Raw genomic sequence first — 21,762 nt, 5'->3', positions numbered from 1 at the left:
GAGTTGCGCCATCGCCCAACCGCTTCGTTGCCCTTCGCAGCGCCCCGGCCTGTCCTATTCTCCGTGAGGTTCTTTGGGGACAGCAACTACCGGAAGGGTATCAACGTGAAACTCATCATCGCAGCAATCAAACCGTTCAAGCTGGAGGAGGTCCGCGAAGCCCTGACCACCATCGGCGTGCGCGGAATGATGGTGACCGAGATCAAGGGCTTTGGCTCTCAATCCGGGCACACCGAAATTTACCGCGGCGCCGAATACGCCGTGAACTTCGTGCCGAAAGTGAAGCTGGAAATCGTCGTCGCGGAAGCGATGGCCGATCAGGTGGTCGAAACGATCCAGACCACCGCCAAGACCGACAAGATCGGTGACGGCAAAATCTTCGTCCTCGACGTGAATTCCGCCGTGCGCGTGCGGACCGGCGAGACCAATGATGACGCGCTGTAAGGCGCGCACTTTCGACAAAAGGACATGACAGAGATGAAAACCAACACTCTTTTCCCCTTGGCCGCCGTGGCACTTGCCGCGACCCTGCCAAGCATGGGGTTTGCGCAAGAGGCGAGCGATGAGGCCGCCCTGCATACCTCGTATATTCTGACAACGCTGCTGTTTCTGGTAGGTGGCTTTCTGGTGTTCTGGATGGCTGCGGGCTTTGCAATGCTCGAAGCGGGTCTGGTGCGGTCCAAGAACGTCACCATGCAGCTCACCAAGAATATCTCGCTTTTCGCAATCGCGGCCATCATGTATTGGCTGATCGGTTTTAACATCATGTATCCGGGCGAATGGCTCATCGAAGGCTGGCTTGGCCCGTTCTTCTCGATCACTGTGCTGGAACCCGTGGGTGTGGCCCCGGCGGATACCGCACTTGATTACGCCTCTGTCGGCTCGGATTTCTTCTTTCAGCTGATGTTCTGTGCCACCACGGCGTCCATCGTCTCGGGCACTCTGGCGGAACGCATCAAGCTCTGGCCCTTCCTGATCTTCGTGGTTGTGCTGACCGGTTTCATCTACCCGATCGAAGCCTCCTGGCAGTGGGGCGGCGGCTGGTTGTCCGAGGCCGGTTTCTCTGACTTCGCAGGCTCGACCCTGGTGCATGCCGCAGGCGGGTTTGCCGCTTTGGCCGGTGCCATCGTGCTTGGCCCGCGTCTGGGCAAATATAGCTCGGATGGCAAGATCAACCCGATGCCCGGCTCCAACCTGGCGCTGGCCACTTTGGGTACGTTCATCCTGTGGCTTGGCTGGTTCGGCTTCAACGGCGGCTCGCAACTGGCCATGGGCACGGTTGGGGATGTGGCGGATGTGTCCCGCATCTTCGCCAACACCAATATGGCCGCAGCGGCCGGTGCTATCGCCGCCCTGATCCTGACCCATGTGATGTTCGGCAAGACGGACCTGACCATGGTGCTGAACGGTGCGCTGGCCGGTCTGGTGTCGATCACCGCAGAACCGCTGACCCCGGAATTGTGGGAAGCGCTGGTGATCGGGGCCATTGGCGGCGTCATCGTTGTGCTGACCGTGCCGATGCTGGACAGGATGAAGATCGACGATGTGGTCGGCGCCATCCCGGTCCACCTGATTGCCGGTCTCTGGGGGACATTCATTGTTGCCTGGACCAATGACGGCACCTCTTTCGTGACGCAGATCATGGGCATGGCCTCCATCGGCGCCTTTGTCTTCGTGTTCTCGCTGATCGTGTTCTTCATCCTCAAGGCCACCATCGGCCTGCGCGCCAGCGAAGAAGATGAAATCGCCGGTCTGGACATCTCGGAACTGGGTATGGAAGCCTATCCGGAGTTTTCCAAAGGCTGAACCCCGCCGACACAAGACATCGAAACCGGAAAGGGCGCCTTTTGAGGCGCCCTTTTTCATGCCATCGGCCCCCTGCCTCTGATGCGAAATGATGTCATTTTGAGCCATGCATCTCCGGTGCCTTGACCTCGTTGCAATTGCAACGATATTGTTCCACATCGCCCGAACAGCTATGTCGAGGAGCCGCAGATGAACACCCAGACACAACCGCACAGCATGGTTCAGGCCATGACCCCAATTGGCACAAGCGAAAGGTATATGTCCGGTTTCGGCAATGATTTCGAGACCGAGGCCCTGCCCGGCGCCCTGCCCCAGGGCATGAACTCTCCACAGAAATGCAATTATGGCCTCTATGGCGAACAGTTGAGCGGCACCGCCTTCACCGCCCCCCAGCATCAGAATGAACGGACCTGGTGTTACCGCATCCGCCCCTCGGTCAAACATTCCAGCCGCTATACGAAAATCGATCTGCCCTATTGGAAATCCGCCCCCCATGTGGACCCGGATGTCATCAGCCTGGGCCAGTACCGCTGGGACCCGGTGCCCCATTCCGATGCGCCACTGACCTGGCTGACCGGCATGCGCACGATGACCACGGCGGGCGACGTGAACACGCAGGTGGGCATGGCAAGCCATATCTATCTGGTCACCGCCTCGATGGAGGATGCCTATTTCTACTCCGCCGACAGTGAAATGCTGATCGTTCCGCAAGAGGGACGGCTGCGCTTTTGCACCGAGCTGGGGATCATCGACCTGGAACCGCAGGACATCGCCGTGATCCCGCGCGGGTTGCTCTACCGGGTCGAGGTGATGGATGGCCCGGCCCGCGGCTTTGTCTGCGAGAATTACGGCCAGAAATTCGACCTCCCCGGGCGCGGGCCGATCGGGGCCAATTGCATGGCGAACCGGCGCGATTTCAAAACCCCCGTGGCAGCGTTTGAAGACCGGGAAGTGCCCTCCACCGTGACCGTGAAATGGTGCGGCCAGTTCCACAACTGCAAGATCGGCCATTCGCCGCTGGATGTGGTGGCCTGGCACGGCAATTACGCCCCGGTGAAATACGATCTGAAAACCTATTGCCCGGTTGGCGCGATCCTGTTCGACCACCCGGACCCGTCGATCTTTACCGTCCTGACCGCCCCCTCGGGCGTACCCGGCACCGCGAATATCGACTTTGTCCTGTTCCGGGAACGCTGGATGGTGGCGGAGGATACATTCCGCCCGCCCTGGTATCACAAGAACATCATGTCCGAGATGATGGGCAATATCTATGGCCAGTATGATGCAAAACCGCAGGGCTTCGCACCCGGCGGCCTGAGCCTGCACAACATGATGCTGCCCCATGGTCCGGATCAGACCGCCTTTGAAGGCGCCTCAAATGCCAATCTGGGGCCGGAGAAGCTGGACAACACCATGTCCTTCATGTTTGAGACCCGCTTTCCCCAGCATCTGACCCGTTTTGCCGCCAATGAGGCCCCTTTGCAGGATGATTACATCGACTGCTGGGACAGTCTGGAAAAGAAATTCGACGGCACACCGGGCAGGAAATAACCTGCGGCTTGACCCCAGACTGTGTCATGATGTTTAGAGCGGTTTGCGTTTCATATGAGGCAGCCCCATCGAAACCGTTATAGAGCTTCTGGTTCTGATATTCACGGGTCTGGCGGGCAGGGTTTTCAACATGTATTTCCCTCTGGGTTCACGAGGTGACAAACAGATAGGCCCGGTCGCAGCACCGCCGGGTCTGGTGTCTTTCCTGATCCTCATGCCTGTCGGAATGATCCCGCCAGTCGCGATTGTTGGCCGGTCATGATTACACTGGAGTATCAGCCGCCCGATACGCCGCTCATGATCATCCATGATGATCATGAACTGATATTGGTCAACAAACCCAGCGGGTTGCTCAGCGTTCCGGGCAAGGGCGACCACCTTTCGGATTGTCTGCTGGCGCGGGTTCAGGCGCTGTTCCCCGAGGCTTTGCTGGTGCATCGGCTGGATATGGACACGTCGGGCGTGATGGTCTTTGCCCGCAGCCGCCATGCGCAGCGGCATCTGGGGCTTCAGTTCGAGAAACGGCAGGTCAAGAAGGTCTATATCGCGCGGGTCTGGGGCCATGTGGCCGAAAAGACAGGCCATATCGACCTGCCGCTGATCGTGGACTGGCCGAACCGCCCGTTGCAGCATGTGAACCATGAAACCGGCAAACCCGCCCAGACCGATTGGCGGGTTGTGCGCTATGATGATACCTCGACCCGCGTCAGGCTATACCCGAAAACCGGACGCTCCCATCAGCTGCGCGTGCATATGCGCGAGATCGGCCACCCGATTCTGGGGGACCCGTTTTATGCCACCGGCCCCGCACGGAATTTTCCGCGCCTGATGCTGCATGCGGAAAGCCTGAAACTGCGGCACCCGGATGGCGGCAAGGGGATGAGCTTTCGCGCCAAAGCGCCGTTTTGAGGCATCCTGCATAAAAGCCGAAGGGCAGCGCCCGTACCGAGGGGAGGGCGAGAAGCGCCCGCCCCGTGGGGCGGTGCGGGCGCTGCCCGGCGCTGCCGCCGGGCGAAAGGATGATAGAGAGACCCTCCAGCCCAAATGCCTGTCAGCCCAAACGCCTGTCAGATTGTGACGGGCATGCAGGTTTCAGCGACGTCTGATAGGCCGCCAGCCACATCGCGTCGAGGCCGCGCAGGGCCCCGGCATCGAATTGATCCGCCACCTCCCAATAACGCCCGGAGGTGACCATATATCCAAGCTCCCGCTCGCGTGCCTGGGCCTTGGCCACCCCGTCCGGGTCTGCTGTGACCGGCCTCTCTGCCGCAAGCCCCGCAACATCCGCGCGCGGAAAAACCAGTCGACTGGCATCCTGCGACAGGTTCACGCAAGCGCAGCCATTCGCGGCGGCCAGAAGCGCCAGACGGGCCGATTTCGCCTCCAGCGATTGCAAGGTCACATCCTTGCGCAGCGGATCAGCCGCACCTTTGCCGTAAAAATGCGTGTTGCCGACCGAAGGATACACCATGTCGCACCCGATGAACCCCATGACAGAAGGGCGAAGGGCCGCCAACACCCAATAGCCCGTGGTGAAAGCCATGGTGCCACCTGCATAGACAAACCCGCCAAACCGGTTCTGGGTCGGCACGTATTGCGCGGCCTCGACCCAGCTTTGCCCCGGGCCCGGGGCAGGCGGGCGCTGATCCGCCGGAAAATCCTCGGGGAAGATCGCGAAATCCCAATCCGGGCGCAGGCGCCAGGCATTGTTGATGGCAACCATATGGGTGAAAGACGACCTGTCCCAATCCCGCACGGATACCGCGTTGGGACCACTGCCGATGATCACCACACTGGTTTTCGTTGCAGCCATGTTCGCTGATCCACCGCCCTGAACGCCCCTTCATCAGCCAGAATTAGGGGGCCGCGCCCAAAGAGCCAGAAAATAATGCCTGTGGTTTGCATTATGCTGGCCATGGATACCTACCCTGACCTGAGCCGGGCGAGCGCCTGCCCGTGGGGTGGCGCTGCGACCGGTGAACGGAACACTTTATGGCGACCGAACCACTCTATTCGATGAAGGTTGCGCGAGCTTGCCAAAGCCTCAAACCAGCCATCGACCCGCTTTGGCCCGGGTCAATATTTCACAACCCGCTCACCGCTTTCACCTCAAGAAACTCGTGCAAGCCAAACGCGCCACCCTCGCGGCCATTGCCGGATTGCTTGAACCCGCCAAAGGGCGATCCCTTGCCAAAGCCCGTACCATTGCCCTCAACCATGCCGGAGCGGACTCTTTCGGCGACCCGGCGCAGTTTGTCGGTATCGCCGGTCTGGATGTAATTGGTCAGCCCATAAGGCGTGTCATTGGCCATGGTGACCGCGTGGTCTTCATCCTCAAACGGCATGATCGACAGGACCGGGCCAAAGATTTCCTCACGATAGATCGTCATCTCGGGCGTGACGTCGGCAAACACGGTCGGGCGGATATAGAAACCGCGGTTGAGGTTTTCAGGGCGGCCCGTACCCCCGGCAATCAGGCGTGCGCCTTCGTCGATGCCGGTCTGGATCAGACCCTGGATCTTGTTGAACTGCATCTCGCTGACGGCGGGGCCGATATGACGGCCTTCCTCACTGGCGGGGCCAACGGTGATGGATTGCGCGGCGGCCGCTGCAATCTCGACCGCTTCGTCATAGCGCGCGCGTTCCACCATCATCCGGGTGGGCGCGTTGCAGGATTGGCCGGTATTGTTGAAACACCGCAGCACACCGGATTTCACCGCCTTTTCCGACGCATCCGCGAAGATGATATTCGCGCCCTTGCCGCCCAGTTCAAGGCTGACCCGTTTCAGCGTGTCGGCCGCCGCGATGGAGATCAGCCGCCCGGCGCGGGTGGAGCCGGTGAAGCTGACCATATCCACATCGGGATGGGCGCTGAGCGTGCTGCCAACACCGGGGCCATCGCCATTGACCATGTTGAACACACCCGGCGGCAGATCGGCCTCATCCATCATCTCGGCAAAAAGCAGACCCGAAAGCGGCGCGATTTCCGAGGGTTTCAGGATCATCGTGCAGCCGGTCACCAATGCGGGCGCGCATTTCAGAGTGATCTGGTTCATCGGCCAGTTCCAGGGCGTGATCAGGGCGCAAACCCCGATCGGCTGATGCAGGATGCGTTCACTCGGGGCCTGCGGGCCAAGCGGATGGTCCCAGGGGAAATCCCTGACCGCGTCCAGAAACCCGTCAAGATGCCAGAGACCCGCGCCAACCTGCTTCTGTCTGGCCATGTCAATCGGCGCGCCCATTTCCAGGCTGATCGCTTCGGCCATCTCATCGCCGCGTTTCTTGTAGATATCCCGCAGCCGTTGCAATGCGGCGATACGATCGGCCAGGGGCGTTTCAGACCAGCCCGGAAACGCGGATTTCGCCGCCGCGACGGCCGCATTCGCATCGGCCTCTGAGCCCAGCGAGATTGTGGCGCAAACCTCCTCGGTCGAGGGGTCGATGACGGGAAAATCATGGGCCGTCTGGGGGGCAACCCATTGGCCGTTGATGTAGAACGCAGTGGATGATGGCATGGCTTTGTCTCCCTGGACTTTGGCAGAACCTGTCACCGGGTTCCGGCAGGTGCAAGAGGCGGAATGTTCCCCCTGCAATAAGATACCGGAACAGATGTGCCGTTGCGGGACGCGCGGGCGAGCCAACACTCTTTTTTCATCCTGCAACGACGCACACAGGTGCAGTTTCCATGACATGCGCTTATCTGATACGTGACGATGGCAACCAATGGAAAAGGAGACCCCCATGTCCCTGCGCATCAATGATACGATCCCCAACCTTACCGTAGAGACAGATCAGGGGACATTCGCCCTGCATGACTGGGTTGGTGACAACTGGGCGATTCTGTTCAGCCATCCAAAGGATTTCACACCGGTCTGCACCACCGAATTCGGTGCCGTGGCGCAACTGGCCGGTGAATGGGCCGCGCGGGGCACCAAGGTGATCGGGGTGTCCGTGGATGGGGTTGAAGACCATAAGAAGTGGAAAGGCGATATCGAGGCTGTGGGCGGTGCCAAAGCCGGGTTCCCGATCATCGCCGATGACGGGCTCGCGGTGTCGAAAGCCTTCGACATGCTGCCCGCCGAGGCCTATCTGCCAGACGGGCGCACCCCGGCAGACAGCGCCACAGTACGCTCGGTCTTCATCATCGGGCCGGACAAGCAGTTGAAACTGTCGATGACCTATCCGATGAATGTGGGGCGCAACTTTGCCGAGGTTCTGCGCGCGCTGGACGGGTTGCAGACCGCCGCACGTGAAAACGTGGCGACACCCGCAAACTGGGTGCCGGGGCAGGATGTGGTCGTACCGGTTGCTGTCAGCGATGAGGATGCGATTGCGAAATACGGGTCGATCGAAACCAAGCTGCCCTATCTGCGGATGGCGAAACTTCCGGGCTAAAGCGAAATCGCTCTCCTGGGCGCGCTGTGCCTGCCTTGCCCGGCGGTGCCGCCGGGCAAGCCGTTCAGCGTGTTTCCGTCTCGAAAAACGGTGTCATCTGGGCGACGATCACTGCGTTTTCGGCCAGTGCCCGGTCCATCAGTTCTCGCTCTTCGGCTTCGATCTCATGGCCCTGTGCAGCCCGTTCCGCAGGCGTGCCATAGCCGGTGACATCCAGCGGGGCCAGATCGGCCTGTTTCAGGATCGCCACGGTTTCCCGCACCGCTTCGGCCTCATCCACGCCGGATGCATAGCAAAGCAATGCGCCACCATTGGCATCTTTGGGCAGACCATCTCCCTCTTTCCGGCCCACCTCTACCAGCAGGGTATACACCTGCTGCGGACGTTTGGGTTTCTTGCTGTCACTCATGGGGCGGCTTTGCGGGTTTGCGGGGCGGGCTGTCAAGGGCTGGCCCGCCTTGAAAGCAAAGGCCCTGCCAGATGAGGGGCGGGCCTTTGATAATCTGTGGGGGATCAAAGATCGTCAGGCGTGGCAACGATCCGGGCTGCGGTTTGTGACAGGCTGGTCCATGACAGGTTGGCTCAAACCGGGTTGGAGATCGGTTTTGATCATGTGGCAGGTCTGCACATCCAGTGGTATGATCAGCGCCTGATTTTCATCGGTCTCAAGCTTTTGCACGCACAGGCCCATGCCGATGGCCATCATCAGAAGATAAACGCGTATCATGATATATCTGTTCTCCGTTTGCATGTGTGCAAAAGCGTTTCGGGGGCATCCAAACCCAACCGTTATACCTTATACGCAGCAGCGCCGGGGATCTGTCGAAACGCGTCAGAATGTGAATTGAATGCCGATATTGGCACTATAAAGCGTATCCTCTGCAACGATGGGGCTGTCAGAGATGGTATCGTCCAGAAACTGGACCTGCACGCTGCCGAAAATCGCCGCCCGATCAGAGATAGGAATAGCCGTTGACATGCCCACAAATGAGATCACGGCAGCGTCGGGCGCATAGGCGGGGCGGGTGCCCGTCACCTCGGAAGGGCGCACGCCATAAAGATATCCGGCCAAATCCTCGCTTTGCCATATCAGTCCTGCCTCAAGGCCCAGGGGCAGTGGCCCCATCATCAGCTGGTGCCCGATATTCACTGACAGTTCCTGCCCGTCATGCTCGCCCGAGACCTCTTGCAACAGTTGCGCGGTTACGGTGGATTGCTGGCTGATGTCATAAGACAGGCGAACACCTGCATCGACCGTGATATCCCTGTCCAGCCCTTGCAGCGCGGCAGCATCGGGATCGTGCAATGAGGTGAACCGAGGGCTCAGCAGGCCTTCCACATGCACACCGTCGCGGTTCACAATATCCACAGCCAGCCCGTCAAACCCAACCGAAAAGCCCCGCCCCTGATAGCTCAGCAGCGGGAACACATATGTACCGTCCTCGTCACCCACATAAAGCGAGTTGGAAGTACCGCCCGCCAAGCCAAAGGTGAACCCCTGCGGATCATCCTGCGCATGGGCGGGCATCACGGCAAAACCGGTACATAATACAGTTAAAAAGGTCAGGTATCGGGACATGTCAAACTCCATTTTCCAAATATACGATCAGTCTAGCATTCTCTTATATCAGAATACTAAACTGAACGGATCAGTTTGGAAACAGCGTTTATCGCCGAATGGCGCGCATTCCCGCAATAAGCAAACAACCGCCGATCAGCCCGACAATGCCCTGCGATATCCATGTGGGTGATGCGGTGATACCCACCAGACGCAGCAGGAAATTCGCCACAATCGCACCGATGATGCCAAGGATAATGTTCATCAACAGCCCGGTCTTGGCCTTCATGATGGTGCTTGCTGCCCATCCGGCCAGCCCGCCCACGATAATAGCCGCAATCCATCCAAGTCCCTGCATCACGCACCTGTTTGTTTGATCAGTTGGCGACATCTACCATGCCTGCCGGGGCGCGCAAAGCGCTGGCCCTGAGCCTTCTGTATCCCCGCTTTGCTATATTGCACCCTTCACCGACCTTGACCGAGGTTGGTGAAGGGGTGGAAAACTCCAGTTTTCCACCTTGAGCCAATGCCATGTCCCAGATCAAAGGCGGGGCGCTTCCCGACCCCCCCTCGGTTCGGGCTCTGCCCTCCAGGCAATGCCGATGGTTTGCAGAATTTTGGACCGATGCTTTAGGGTCAGGACCCTAGTCGCGCAGAAGCTCGTTGATCGAGGTTTTGGAGCGGGTCTGCGCATCCACCCGTTTCACGATTACCGCGCAATAGAGGTTCACACCGTTTTTCGACGGCATTGACCCGGCCACCACCACCGAGCCTGCAGGCACCTCGCCATACATCACCTCACCGCTGTCGCGATCCACGATCTTGGTGGATTGGCCGATGAACACGCCCATGCCCAGAACCGAGCCTTCGCGGATGATGCAGCCTTCGACCACCTCGGACCGGGCGCCGATAAAGCAATTATCCTCGATAATCGTCGGGCCCGCCTGCATCGGCTCCAGCACGCCGCCGATCCCGACCCCGCCGGACAGATGCACATTTTTGCCGATCTGGGCGCAAGATCCGACCGTGGCCCAGGTATCCACCATCGTGCCCGTATCCACATAGGCGCCCAGATTGACGAAGGAGGGCATCAGCACCACGCCCGGCGCGATGAAGGCGGATTTGCGGACAACGCAATTGGGCACCGCGCGAAACCCCGCCGCACCCCACTGGTTTTCGCCCCAGTCCTTCCACTTGCTGTCAACCTTGTCCCACCAGGCGCCGCCCTGGGCTGACCCGGGCTGCATCTCCATGTCTTTCAGACGAAATCCCAGAAGCACGGCCTTCTTGGCCCATTGGTTCACATGCCATGTGCCATCGGCCTGGCGTTCGGCCACGCGCAGCGCACCGCTGTCAAGCGCGTTCAGCGTATCCTCGATCGCCTCGCGGGTTTCGCCACCGGTGGCCGGTGTGATCTGGTCACGTGCCTCCCAGGCGGCTTCGATGGCGGTTTCAAGCTGAGCGTTTGACATATGGGGCCTCCGGGGGGGTGTGGTGATGCTGGCTATAGGCAAGGCGCGCGGGTTTCGCAATCAGATCACGGCCATTCCATTGGCGCTGACCACGCAGGACCGTTAAAGCCTTTCAAGTTTTCATTGAGACATGATCATCGCTTTTCGCGTTCGACCGAAAGAAGAGGCCGCGAACAAGCGATTCAATGTTAACTTGAAAGGCTATAGGGTTGCTCAAAGAGATTTTCCAAAAGGATATTGCACAGAGATGAAAGATGACCAGCGTCAGGGGCCGTTTCGCGACGCCCATCAGGATATCGCATCAAGCCAACAGGTGCCCGACACGCCGCAGGCGCGCTCACCTGCCTATCGGCTGGCTTTTGCGGACCCGGATTTCCTCTGCCGGGATGAATTGCGTCCCGTGCGCCTGCAACTGGAGCTGCTGAAGCCACAGCTTGAGATGGATGAGCGCGGGATCGAGACCACCATCGTGATGTTTGGCGGCGCGCGTATTCCGGCACCGGGGGCCAGGGCCCGGTCAGACGCGTTGCAGGATATGAGCCATTATTACGAGGAAGCGCAGATCTTCGCCCGGCTGATCACCGAGCGTTCCGTTGCAACCGGCTGCACCCGCGATGTGGTTGTCACCGGTGGCGGCCCCGGCGTGATGGAGGCCGGCAATCGCGGCGCATCCGAGGCGGGGGGCTGTTCCATCGGGCTGAATATCGTGCTGCCCCATGAACAGGTGCCAAACGCCTATATCACCCCGGAATTATGTTTCAATTTCCACTATTTCGGCATCCGCAAGATGCATTTCCTGCTGCGCGCCAAGGCGATTGCGGTGTTTCCCGGCGGGTTCGGCACGCTGGATGAACTGTTTGAAAGCCTGACGCTGATCCAGACCGGGCGGATGGAACAGGTGCCGGTTCTGCTGTTCGGAGAGGCGTTCTGGCGCGAGGTGGTGAATTGGGACGCGCTGGCCCGGGCGGGCACCATCGCCCCGGCAGATCTGGATCTGTTCCGCTTTGTCGAAACCGCCCGGGATGCCATGGCGGTGATTGACGGCTGGGATTATGCGGGCAAACGCGGGGATATTCCGGGGCGATAGGGCATCGGCCCAAAATTCTGCAACATATTAGGCATAGCGCGAAGGGCAGCGCCCGAACCGAGGGGCGGGTGGGAAAGTTGTGTGGGGTGGTACGGAATTTCAGGCCGAAGCTTAGGGCCTTTTGGATTGTACCTGATCCAAGATTACGCCGTTTTGCAGCCCTGGATCAGTCGGGCAGAACATATTCCACGATCTGATTGCGGAACATGGAGCTGAAATTGTCATCCGAAACCAGCGTGGCGATCAGCCGGTTGTCTCCGTCGCGCCACAGGCTGATCCCCTCAAGGTTGGGATGGCGGCCCGACGGGGTTTGCAGCACGGTTTCAAACACCCCCAGACCGGTTGCGGTGATGGGCGCGCGGCGGATGCGGGTGGCAAAGCGGCCAAGCACCCTGAACCTGCGTTCCAGCACATAAAGACGGCCCGCATCGTCGATATCCATGCCCACCGGGTCAAACCCGTTGCTGCGCGGGAAGACAAACCGCGTGTCCCAGTGGCCCTCGACAAAACGGAAAAGCGGGGCCGGGCCATTCCGGCCACCTTCGATCAGGGTGTAAAGCCTGTCATCCGGGTCGATGGCCAGGGCCTCGAAAGAGCCGTTTTCCTCCAGCCGCCCCATGTCAGGCAGGCTGGGCAGGTTAAGATTGACGCGCCCATCGGGCATGTGGCGCACCACCCGGTGTTCGCCTTCATAAGAGACATAGATCGCACCGCCCGCACTGACGGCCAGGCCTTCGCTGTCGCGTTCCAGGCGGGTTTCGGCCCGGTTGCCGCTGGTATCCAGCAGGCTGGAAACCTGGGTGATTTCAACCGCCGTGATCCGCCCCTCTGTCCGTCTGACCCGGGCGGCAATCAGAAACCCGCGATCCGACAGAAGCCAAAGCCGGGCGCCATCGCGGCTGATCTCGACGCCGGAAAGCCCGCCAAGCTGCGGGTCCGGGGCCTGCCAGTCAAGCTCTGTCAGCGGCTCTGCCCCGACCGGCGCGCAAAGCGTCAGACAGATCAGCAGGGCCCGAAGGAACACGGCGCGGATCAGGGCAGCGCCGGTCAGGGGGACAGGATCGCCGCGCATTGGCGCGGCAGATCGCCCAGGGTCAGCTCTCTGCGGGGGGCGGGCGCGGGTGCGTCCGGGTCGGGCGGGGGCGGGTTCAGGATATTCTGCACCCATTCGCGCGCCTCGTCACAGCCATCGCCGGGGGGCGGGGGCGCCTGATTTTCGCATTCCGACATGCCTGCGGGGCAGGACAGGCGCACATGGAAATGGTAATGATGGCCCCACCAGGGGCGGATATTGCGCAGGTAAGACCGGTCGCCGGTTTCGCGGTCACACATCCAGACCTTGGCCCCCAGAAAGACAAAAATCCGCGCCACCCGGGGGTCGCTGGCCGCCGCCCGCAGAACACGCCAGTGATCTTCGGTCCAGGCATTGTTGACATAGGCCCCGCTGGCCCGCCGCATGGAGATGGAGGACAGCGTTTCCCGTTGCTGGCGGCTGAGCGTCAGGTCAGTTGCGGGAAGCATCCAGATATCCGCATCAAGGCCCGATTGGTGGCTGCGATGCCCGGTCAGCATGGGGCCGCCGCGCGGCTGGCTCATATCGCCCACGTAAAGCCCGTTCCACGAAGTGGTCCGTGCCACCTCGCGGCTGATATCCTGAACATAGTCAACGGTGATCGGCAGGGCCCAGTTGCGGTTACGGCTCAACCGCATCGCCTGCCAGCTTGGCCCGGTTTCGGGAAGCTGCACAGCGCCTGCCGCACAGCCACGGGAATAGCTGCCATAGGCCGTGGGCGTCCCGGGGGAGCCAACCTGCTCGGCGCCGAAAAGCTGCCGCGCCTCTTGCCGTGACTGGGTGACATCCAGCGGCGGCAGGTCCGGCGTCTGCGGCCCCGCACTGTTGCAGGCGGCCAGACATGTCAGGCCAAGGGCGGCAAGGATCGGACGGGGTCTGATCATGTTTCGGTCTCCTCCCGGCCTGTGGGGTCAACCCAGAGTAGCAGAACCAGACCGATCAGGAACAGACCGATCAGCGGCGCGATACCCATCTGCTGATTGCCGCTCAGCTGTGTTGTCACCCCGATCAGCAGGGGTGCGATGAACGAGGTCGCCTTGCCCGCCAGCGCATAAAGACCAAACCCTTCCGTTATCCGGTCGGGATGGGCCTGACGGACCAGCATCGTGCGGCTGGCCGATTGCAGGGCACCGCCCGAAGCACCGATCACAGCCCCCAGAATGTAAAAGGCGATATCGGGCAGGGATGATTCCGGCCCGGTGGGGATGCCAAAGACGCTGTCGCGCGAAACAAAGACAATGCCCAGGGCAACCAGCGTCAGGGTCAGCACATTCAGGGTGATCACCGGTTTGGGGCCGAACCTGCTATCGGCCCTGCCACCGATCCATGCGAAGAGCGCACCGGTCAGCACCGCAAGAATGCCGAAGATGCCCACATCCACAACCGACCAGCCCAATACGCCCGCGGCATAGATGCCCCCAAACACATACATCCCGTTCAACGCATCGCGGTAAAACATGGAGGACCCGAGATAGGCAAACAGGCTACGGTCCTGGGGCAGGGCTTTCAGATGGCCGATCAGCTCGGGCAGCGCAGTGGCAACCGCCCTTCCCATGGGCAGGGCATCGGGCTGACGTGTTTCCCGGACCCACAAAAAGAAGGGAATCATGAAAAGCGCATACCAGGTTGCGGCCAGCGGCCCGACCGCACGCGTGCCTTCACGCATCTGGGCATTCAGCCCCAGAATCGGGTCGATCCCGATCAGGGTTTTGCCCGTCACCGCGTTTTCGGCCAGCAGCAGCAACATGATCACCAGCGCCACGAACCCGCCCAGATAGCCGAACGCCCAGCCCGAGCCGGATATACGCCCAAGCTGATCGCGGGGGCCAAGCGACGGCAACAAGGCGTTGGTGAAGATCGTTGCAAACTCCATCCCGATCAGACCGATGGCAAAGAAACACAGGATCACAACCAGGTTGAAATCCCCCGGAACGGCCAGCCACAGGCCTGCGGCACCCACTACATACATGACGGAAAACAGCCAGATAAACGGCATGCGCTTGCCCGAGCGATCGGCAATCGCCCCCAGGATCGGCGCCAGAAGCGCAATCAGCAGGCCAGCCGCGCCGATACCATAGCCCCAGGCGGTCTGTGCCGCAGTGCCATCGCCCAGAAGCTCATTCACATAAGGCCCGAAAATAAAGGTCAGCAGCAGCGTGTTATAGGGCTGGCTGGCCCAGTCGAACATCCACCACCCCCAGATGCGCCGACGTGCGGCGGGGGGCAGGGTGACAGGTTGCGGCATAGGGGAGGGTTCGGTCAGAATTGTCATGGGCGCAGCTTTAGACCCGTGGCAGGGTTTGGCAACGAAAATGCGTTCATGACATCCGCGTCACGACCTGCCTTGCAGCGGCGGGACTTCGCGCATAGGTCTGTGGCGAAACGGAATTCAACGGCGAAAGGCGGATGTCATGACATCGCTCTTCCAAATCCTGATGCTGCTGATCAATGTGGCGTTCTACATTGTCATCGTCCATGTGATCATGAGCTGGCTGATCAATTTTGGCGTGCTGAACATGCACCAGCCGATCGTGGCGCAAATCTGGGACGGGCTGAACCGTCTGCTGGCCCCGATCTATAATCCGATCCGGCGGATGCTGCCGAATATGGGCAGTCTGGATCTGGCACCTCTGGTGGTGATCCTCGGCCTTTATGCGCTGCAGATCATTCTCAGCAACAATGTGGCGTTTTTCCTTTAAAGCAGACGCCTGAGAGTCGTCCTGAACCATATATGCATTGCGCAGAGGGCATCGCCCGAACCGAGGGGTGGGCGAGAAGCGCCCGCCCCTCGGTTCGGGCGATGCCCGGCGGTGCCGCCGGGCGGAATGGTGATGTGAGGTGGTGCAGAATTTCAGGCCGAAGTTATCAGACCACAACACCCTGTATCAATGGGTGAAGGGGGCGGCACTGCCCCAGAGTTCATGTACGCGCGCATCACGACCGCAGGCTTCGCGGTACAGGCGATACGCAACGGACTTCCGACGCAGACCGAACCGCGTCACCACCAAGTCATTATTGCGATAATAGTCCTGATGGTCTGCCTCGGCGGGATAAAACGGCGCCGCATCGCGCACAGATGTCACCACATTGCGGCCCAGTTCAGTGCTGGCCTCACGCAGGGCCGCCTCGGCAATAGCCCTCTCCCGGGCATTGGCCACAAAAATCGCGGTGGTATAGCTTTCGCCCCGGTCGCAGAACTGCCCGCCACTATCCAGCGGATCGACCGAGCGCAGGAACAGGTGCAGCAACTGGTCATAGGGCAGCGTATCGGCATCATAGGTGATTTCCACCGCTTCCAGATGGCCGGTGCCACCGCGCACGACCTGCCGGTAAGACGGGTTTGCAACCGATCCGCCGGCAAAGCCGGACACCGCGGTGATCACGCCCGGCACGCTTTCAAAATCTGACTCGACGCACCAGAAACAACCGCCTGCGACCACTGTGGTCTGGATGTCGCGGGCATTTGCCTTGCCATGTTGCGCCGCCATCCCAAGCAGAATAGCGAGACCAAGGATCACGGTTTTCAGCGTGTGACAGATGGGAAGTCTGGGCATCTTTGGGCTCCTCTTGCGTCTTGGTGCAAATTAACCTGTGCCAGGCATTGAAATACAACGCACATGGGTGTGAGGTCACGCAGCGGTGATAAAGGAGCTTTGGCGATGGAAAACGCGGTGACCACACATCAGGCAGAGGAAGATGCGCGCAATGCCGACATCCTGATCTGGGTCAACGGGGCGCTGAAACCCCGCGCCGAGGCGTTGGTCAGCGTCTATGACAGCGGCTTCATGCTGGGCGACGGGATATGGGAGGGATTGCGGCTCTATCAGGGTCGCTGGGCGTTTTTGGGCGAACATCTGGACCGGCTGTTTGAAGCCGCGAAAGCGATTGATCTGGAGATTGGTCTGGATCGCGCGGGGCTGGAGGCCGCTTTGGAGGAAACCCGCGCCGCCAATGGGATGGAAACCGATGCCCATGCAAGGCTGATGGTGACACGCGGGATGAAACAGCGCCCCTTTCAGCATCCGGGTCTGTCGGTCAGCGGGCCGACACTTGTGATCATCATGGAGCATTCGCGCCCCGCGCTGCCCCGCCCGATCCGGCTGGCCACGGTGCCGCATCTGCGCGGTCTGCCGATGACGCAGGACCCCAAGCTGAACTCCCACAGCAAGCTGAATTGTATCCTGGCCTGTATCGCTGCTGAAAAGGCCGGGGCGGATGAGGCCCTGATGCTGGATATTCATGGTTTTGTGAACACCACCAATGCGTGCAATTTCTTCATCATTCGCAAGGGCGAGGTTTGGACCTCGACCGGGGATTACTGCATGAACGGGATCACAAGGCAGAAGGTGATTGATGTCTGCCGCGCCGATGGTATTGCGGTTTTTGAAAAGAACTTCTCGCTGGTGGAGACCTATGGCGCGGAGGAGGCGTTTCTGACCGGAACATTCGGCGCGCAGACCCCGGTGGGAGAGATTGACGGACGGCAGATCGGAGATGGCCGGATGGGAGAGATGACCAAACGGATACGGGGGCTTTACAAAGACCTGGTGGCGCGCGATGCGGCGGTGTGAATTCGGGGGCGCTGCCCCCCGGCCTGTGGCCTCCCCCCGGGATATTTTTCAAGCAGAGAAGCGGGGGGCGGGGGGTCTGTCATGAAGATCGCCATGTGGTCCGGGCCGCGGAACCTGTCTACCGCGATGATGTATGCCTTTGCCGCGCGCGGGGATTGCGCGGTATGGGATGAGCCGTTTTATGCACCTTATCTTCGGGCCAGCGGATCTGACCACCCGCTTGCGGGTGAGATCATCGCCGCCCATGAGGCGGACCCGGCCCGGGTTGCCGCGCGCTGCGCCGGGCCGGTGCCCGGGGGCAAAGCCCATTTCTACATGAAACATATGCCGCATCATATGGGGCCCGGATTCCCGCTGGACTGGGCGCTGGATTGCGTGAATATCCACCTGATCCGCCATCCTGCCCGGGTGATTGCAAGCTATGCCGCGAAACGGAAGACCGTGACGCTGGAGGATATCGGGTTTCCGCAGCAAGCCGCCCTTTATCAAAAGCTTGGCGGGCTGGTCATCGACAGCCATGACATCCGCCGCGATCCTGCGGCGATGCTGAAAACCCTGTGCGGCGCCATTAACCTGCCCTATCGGGCGGCGATGCTGCGCTGGCCCGGGGGCGGCCTGCCCGAGGATGGTATCTGGGCCAGACACTGGTATGGGGCAGTTCATGACAGCACCGGGTTTGCCGGGGCCGAAGGGCCGTTGCCGGACCTGGCCCCGGGTCATGAACCGCTGCTGCGCGCGGCCCTGCCCCTTTATGAGCAGATGTGTGCCGACGCTCTGACCGCCTGACACCTCGTCATGGAAATGTCGCTTGAAGCCCATCGGTTGCGGTGAGAAACTGTGCCATGGATATACTCAGGACCTGGGCTGAAAGCGCGGCCGATCTGGTGGCCGTCGCGGCGGGCCGCAAACCCGCCGATCTGGTGCTGCAAAACGCATGTCTGGTGAATGTCCAAACCCGTGAAATGCTTGACGGATGGGCGGTTGCCATTTCCGGCGGGCGATTTGCCTATGTCGGGCCACAGGCCCGCCATTGCATCGGGCCTGAGACAGAGGTCGTTGATCTGAAATGCAAATTCCTGCTCCCGGGTCTTTGTGACGGGCATATGCATATTGAAAGCGGTATGCTGACCCCTGCCGAATTTGCCCGCGCCGTCATTCCCCATGGCACCACCAGTATGTTCACCGACCCCCATGAGATTGCCAATGTGTTCGGCCTGCGCGGTGTCAGGTTGATGCATGACGAGGCGATGCTGCAACCGGTCAATATCTATACGCAGATGCCATCCTGCGCACCCTCGGCCCCGGGGCTGGAAACCACCGGGTTCGAGATCGGGCCCGGCGATGTGGCCGAGGCGATGACCTGGCCCGGCATCATCGGCTTGGGTGAAATGATGAACTTCCCCGGCGTGGTGGCCGGTAACGACATGCTGCTGGCCGAGATGGCCGCCACGGCCGAGGCACGCAAGGTGATTGGCGGGCATTATGCCTCCCCCGATCTGGGGCCGGATTTCCACGCTTATGTGGCGGGCGGCCCGGCGGATGATCATGAAGGCGTGGCCGAACGTGATGCGATTGCCCGCGTCCGGCAGGGGATGCGGGCGATGCTGCGGCTCGGCTCGGCCTGGTATGATGTGGAACAGCAGATCACGGCGGTGACCGAACGCGGGCTGGATCCGCGCAATTTCATCCTGTGTACCGATGACTGCCATTCCGGCACCCTGGTCCATGACGGGCATATGAACCGGGTGCTGCGTCATGCGATTGCCTGCGGCTGTGACCCGCTGATCGCCTTGCAGATGGCCACGATCAACACCGCGACGCATTTCGGACTGGAACGCGAGATCGGGTCCATCGCGCCGGGGCGGCGGGCGGATATGATCGTGACATCAGACCTGCGCGAGTTGCCGGTTGAAACGGTCTATGCAAGGGGCCGGAAGATTGCCGAAAACGGCATATGTCTGGCGGAATGCCCGCATCTGGACTGGCCCGCCGATACCCGCGCTTCGGTCAATCTGGGCCGTGTGTTGCGTGCGGCGGATTTCGAGATTGCGGCGCCCGAGGGGGCCAATCAGGTCAAGGCCAAGGTGATAGGCGTGATTGAAAACCAGGCCCCGACCGAGGCACTGACCGCGGATCTGCCGGTGCGTGATGGTGTGGTCGAGGGGCAGGGCGGTGTTTGCCAGATCGCATTGGTGGAACGCCACAAGGGCACGAGCGGCGTGGTGAACGGCTTTGTGTCGGGCTTTGGGTATGAGGGCAATGTGGCCGTAGCCTCCACCGTGGCCCATGACAGCCATCACATGATTGTCGTCGGCACCGACCGGGACACTATGGCGAAGGCCAGCATGCGGCTGGCGGAGGTGGGCGGCGGTGTGACGGTGTTCAGGGATGGGGAGGAACTGGCGCTGGTGGAACTGCCGATTGCGGGCCTGATGTCTGACAGCCCTGCTGCCGAGGTGGCCGAAAAAGCCCAGAATATGGTTGAGGCGATGGCGGCCTGTGGCTGTACGCTGAACAATGCCTATATGCAGCATTCCCTGCTGGCGCTGGTGGTGATCCCCAGCCTGCGCATTTCAGATCTGGGGCTGGTGGATGTCACCCGGTTTGAATTGACCGAGCTATTTGAGAAGGAAAGTGTATGACCGCGCCGATGGTGCATCTTCCGGTGGAAAGCCCCGCCGGTCAGCGCGTGAAAAGCTTCACGGAAGCCAAAGCCGCCGTGGCGTATTTGCGGGCGCTTTATGACGAATCCACCCGGTTTCTGAGCGAACGCTTTGCCAGTGTTATAACCGGTGAGATGCCGGGCAAACGATATCGCGCGTTTTACCCCGAGGTTCGGGTCGCGACGACCAGTTTCGGACAGATCGACAGCCGCCTGTCCTTTGGCCATGTGGCCGAACCCGGGACCTATGCCACCACGATCACCCGCCCTGACCTGTTTGAGCATTACCTGACCCAACAGATCGGGCTGCTGATCGAGAACCATCAGGTGCCGATCACCATCGGCCCGTCTATCACGCCGATACCGGTGCATTTCGCGGTGCTGAACGACGCGGATATGCAGGTGCCGCAGGATGGCGCCCTGGCCTTTCCGCTGCGCGATGTGTTCGACGTGCCCGATCTGGCCACAACCAATGACCAGATCGTCAACGGGTTCGGCCATCATAACGAGGATGGATCAGGCGCATTGGCGCCTTTCACCGCCCAGCGGGTCGATTATTCGCTGGCCCGGCTGTCCCATTACACCGCGACGGCGCCGGAGCATTTTCAGAACCATGTGCTGTTCACCAACTATCAGTTCTATGTGGAGGAGTTCGTGGAATTCGGTCGTGCCGCGCTGGGAGATGCGACAAGCGGCTATACCGCGCTGGTGGGGCCGGGCAATGATGTGATCACCGATGCGGATCAGGTCTTGAAGACGCCCGGGAAACTGCCGCAGATGCCGACCTATCATCTGAAACGCCCCGGCGGTGCGGGGATTACCCTGGTCAATATCGGGGTCGGCCCGTCGAATGCGAAAACCGCAACCGATCATATCGCGGTTCTGCGCCCCCATGTCTGGCTGATGGTCGGCCATTGCGCGGGGTTGCGGAACTCACAATCCCTGGGGGATTTCGTGCTGGCCCATGCCTATCTGCGCGAGGATCATGTGCTGGATGACGATTTGCCGGTCTGGGTGCCGATCCCGGCGCTGGCAGAGGTGCAGATCGCGCTGGAAGATGCGGTTGCCGATATCAGCGATGTGGAAGGCTATGACCTGAAACGGATCATGCGCACCGGCACGGTGGCCACCATCGACAACCGCAACTGGGAGCTGCGCGACCATAGCGGCCCGGTGCAACGGCTAAGCCAGTCACGCGCTGTTGCGCTGGATATGGAAAGTGCCACGATCGCCGCCAACGGGTTTCGGTTTCGGGTGCCCTACGGGACGCTTCTTTGCGTATCTGACAAACCGCTGCATGGGGAGCTGAAACTGCCCGGCATGGCCAGTGCTTTCTATAAAACACAGGTCTCGCGGCATCTTCTGATCGGTATTCGGGCGATGGAGAAATTGCGCGAAATGCCTCTGGAACGGCTTCATTCCCGGAAATTGCGGTCGTTTGAAGAGACCGCTTTCCTCTGAATCGGCAAAAAAGCCCTGTTTTTCGACCAAATCAGAAGATTTCTGCACACTAATCGTTGTGTGTGACTACAATATTCGGGTAGTTTTCATGCAACGAGCCCTAGGGTTCGGGCAGTAAAGGAGAATA

General features: G+C 60.6%; 22 protein-coding genes. 11 read left to right on the top strand and 11 right to left on the bottom strand.

Features of this window, described 5'->3' with window-relative positions; translation table 11 throughout:
* The first annotated feature begins 105 nt into the window (after positions 1-105).
* From E2K80_RS16510 to E2K80_RS16495, 4 genes are all read left to right on the top strand, one after another.
* A complete protein-coding gene (locus tag E2K80_RS16510) occupies positions 106-444 on the top strand; it encodes a P-II family nitrogen regulator (RefSeq protein WP_135375994.1) in 339 nt (112 codons plus the stop codon).
* A gap of 33 nt (positions 445-477) precedes the next feature.
* Entirely contained in the window at positions 478-1,806 is a 1,329-nt protein-coding gene (locus tag E2K80_RS16505; protein ID WP_210405489.1) for an ammonium transporter, read from the top strand.
* Between the two features lie 189 nt (positions 1,807-1,995).
* Complete coding sequence (hmgA, locus tag E2K80_RS16500) at positions 1,996-3,357, top strand: homogentisate 1,2-dioxygenase (protein ID WP_135375992.1); 1,362 nt, start codon at positions 1,996-1,998, stop codon at positions 3,355-3,357.
* Positions 3,358-3,615: 258 nt separating this feature from the next.
* Positions 3,616-4,266, top strand: coding sequence for an RluA family pseudouridine synthase (locus tag E2K80_RS16495; protein ID WP_135375991.1), 651 nt, complete (start codon positions 3,616-3,618; stop codon positions 4,264-4,266).
* 142 nt (positions 4,267-4,408) lie between these two features.
* On the opposite strand, the gene E2K80_RS16490 is transcribed toward E2K80_RS16495, so the two are convergent.
* Entirely contained in the window at positions 4,409-5,170 is a 762-nt protein-coding gene (locus tag E2K80_RS16490) for a hypothetical protein (protein WP_135375990.1), read from the bottom strand.
* A gap of 271 nt (positions 5,171-5,441) precedes the next feature.
* A complete protein-coding gene (locus E2K80_RS16485; protein WP_135375989.1) occupies positions 5,442-6,872 on the bottom strand; it encodes an aldehyde dehydrogenase family protein in 1,431 nt (476 codons plus the stop codon).
* Positions 6,873-7,098: 226 nt separating this feature from the next.
* On the opposite strand from E2K80_RS16485, the gene E2K80_RS16480 reads away from it, so the two are divergent.
* Positions 7,099-7,752, top strand: a complete 654-nt coding sequence (locus E2K80_RS16480) for a peroxiredoxin (protein ID WP_135375988.1) — start codon at positions 7,099-7,101, stop codon at positions 7,750-7,752.
* A gap of 64 nt (positions 7,753-7,816) precedes the next feature.
* Here E2K80_RS16480 and E2K80_RS16475 read toward each other — a convergent pair whose 3' ends face one another.
* From E2K80_RS16475 to dapD, 5 genes are all read right to left on the bottom strand, one after another.
* Entirely contained in the window at positions 7,817-8,161 is a 345-nt protein-coding gene (locus tag E2K80_RS16475) for a hypothetical protein (protein ID WP_135375987.1), read from the bottom strand.
* A gap of 114 nt (positions 8,162-8,275) precedes the next feature.
* Positions 8,276-8,479, bottom strand: a complete 204-nt coding sequence (locus E2K80_RS16470) for a hypothetical protein (RefSeq protein ID WP_135375986.1) — start codon at positions 8,477-8,479, stop codon at positions 8,276-8,278.
* 105 nt (positions 8,480-8,584) lie between these two features.
* Positions 8,585-9,331: a MipA/OmpV family protein gene (locus E2K80_RS16465; RefSeq protein ID WP_168193227.1), complete on the bottom strand. Its 747-nt coding sequence runs from the start codon at positions 9,329-9,331 to the stop codon at positions 8,585-8,587.
* 88 nt (positions 9,332-9,419) lie between these two features.
* Positions 9,420-9,668 carry a GlsB/YeaQ/YmgE family stress response membrane protein gene (locus E2K80_RS16460; RefSeq protein ID WP_135376660.1) on the bottom strand — a complete coding sequence of 83 codons (249 nt, stop codon included), beginning with the start codon at positions 9,666-9,668 and terminating at the stop codon, positions 9,420-9,422.
* A 286-nt stretch (positions 9,669-9,954) separates the two neighbouring features.
* Positions 9,955-10,782 (bottom strand): 2,3,4,5-tetrahydropyridine-2,6-dicarboxylate N-succinyltransferase, encoded by an 828-nt coding sequence (dapD, locus tag E2K80_RS16455; protein WP_135375984.1) that lies wholly within the window; start codon positions 10,780-10,782, stop codon positions 9,955-9,957.
* Positions 10,783-11,029: 247 nt separating this feature from the next.
* Here dapD and E2K80_RS16450 point away from each other — a divergent pair, with 247 nt between their 5' ends.
* Positions 11,030-11,869, top strand: a complete 840-nt coding sequence (locus tag E2K80_RS16450; RefSeq protein ID WP_135375983.1) for an LOG family protein — start codon at positions 11,030-11,032, stop codon at positions 11,867-11,869.
* Between the two features lie 166 nt (positions 11,870-12,035).
* Here the strand turns inward: E2K80_RS16450 and E2K80_RS16445 are convergent, their stop codons facing one another.
* From E2K80_RS16445 to E2K80_RS16435, 3 genes are read right to left on the bottom strand one after another with little or no spacing between them, the layout of a single operon-like run.
* Positions 12,036-12,941: an esterase-like activity of phytase family protein gene (locus E2K80_RS16445; protein WP_168193226.1), complete on the bottom strand. Its 906-nt coding sequence runs from the start codon at positions 12,939-12,941 to the stop codon at positions 12,036-12,038.
* Positions 12,917-13,825: a penicillin-insensitive murein endopeptidase gene (mepA, locus tag E2K80_RS16440; RefSeq protein ID WP_135375981.1), complete on the bottom strand. Its 909-nt coding sequence runs from the start codon at positions 13,823-13,825 to the stop codon at positions 12,917-12,919. Before mepA ends, E2K80_RS16445 begins: the two co-directional genes overlap by 25 nt.
* Entirely contained in the window at positions 13,822-15,213 is a 1,392-nt protein-coding gene (locus tag E2K80_RS16435; protein WP_238475567.1) for an MFS transporter, read from the bottom strand. Before E2K80_RS16435 ends, mepA begins: the two co-directional genes overlap by 4 nt.
* A gap of 139 nt (positions 15,214-15,352) precedes the next feature.
* On the opposite strand from E2K80_RS16435, the gene E2K80_RS16430 reads away from it, so the two are divergent.
* Positions 15,353-15,640 (top strand): YggT family protein, encoded by a 288-nt coding sequence (locus tag E2K80_RS16430; RefSeq protein ID WP_135375980.1) that lies wholly within the window; start codon positions 15,353-15,355, stop codon positions 15,638-15,640.
* Positions 15,641-15,826: 186 nt separating this feature from the next.
* Here the strand turns inward: E2K80_RS16430 and msrA are convergent, their stop codons facing one another.
* Positions 15,827-16,495 carry a peptide-methionine (S)-S-oxide reductase MsrA gene (gene msrA / locus E2K80_RS16425; RefSeq protein ID WP_135375979.1) on the bottom strand — a complete coding sequence of 223 codons (669 nt, stop codon included), beginning with the start codon at positions 16,493-16,495 and terminating at the stop codon, positions 15,827-15,829.
* Positions 16,496-16,600: 105 nt separating this feature from the next.
* On the opposite strand from msrA, the gene E2K80_RS16420 reads away from it, so the two are divergent.
* The 4 genes from E2K80_RS16420 (at position 16,601) to E2K80_RS16405 (ending at position 21,635) form a co-directional block, all read left to right on the top strand.
* Entirely contained in the window at positions 16,601-17,512 is a 912-nt protein-coding gene (locus E2K80_RS16420; protein ID WP_135375978.1) for an aminotransferase class IV, read from the top strand.
* 81 nt (positions 17,513-17,593) lie between these two features.
* Positions 17,594-18,298: an HAD family hydrolase gene (locus tag E2K80_RS16415; protein ID WP_135375977.1), complete on the top strand. Its 705-nt coding sequence runs from the start codon at positions 17,594-17,596 to the stop codon at positions 18,296-18,298.
* Between the two features lie 56 nt (positions 18,299-18,354).
* Positions 18,355-20,154: an adenine deaminase gene (locus E2K80_RS16410; protein WP_135375976.1), complete on the top strand. Its 1,800-nt coding sequence runs from the start codon at positions 18,355-18,357 to the stop codon at positions 20,152-20,154.
* Positions 20,151-21,635 (top strand): AMP nucleosidase, encoded by a 1,485-nt coding sequence (locus E2K80_RS16405; RefSeq protein ID WP_238475566.1) that lies wholly within the window; start codon positions 20,151-20,153, stop codon positions 21,633-21,635. The genes E2K80_RS16410 and E2K80_RS16405 overlap by 4 nt, the downstream gene beginning before the upstream one ends.
* Positions 21,636-21,762 lie beyond the last annotated feature (127 nt).

This window comes from Rhodophyticola sp. CCM32 (assembly GCF_004751985.1).
Lineage (GTDB): Bacteria > Pseudomonadota > Alphaproteobacteria > Rhodobacterales > Rhodobacteraceae > Rhodophyticola.
This window is presented reverse-complemented; position numbering and strand designations above follow the sequence as displayed.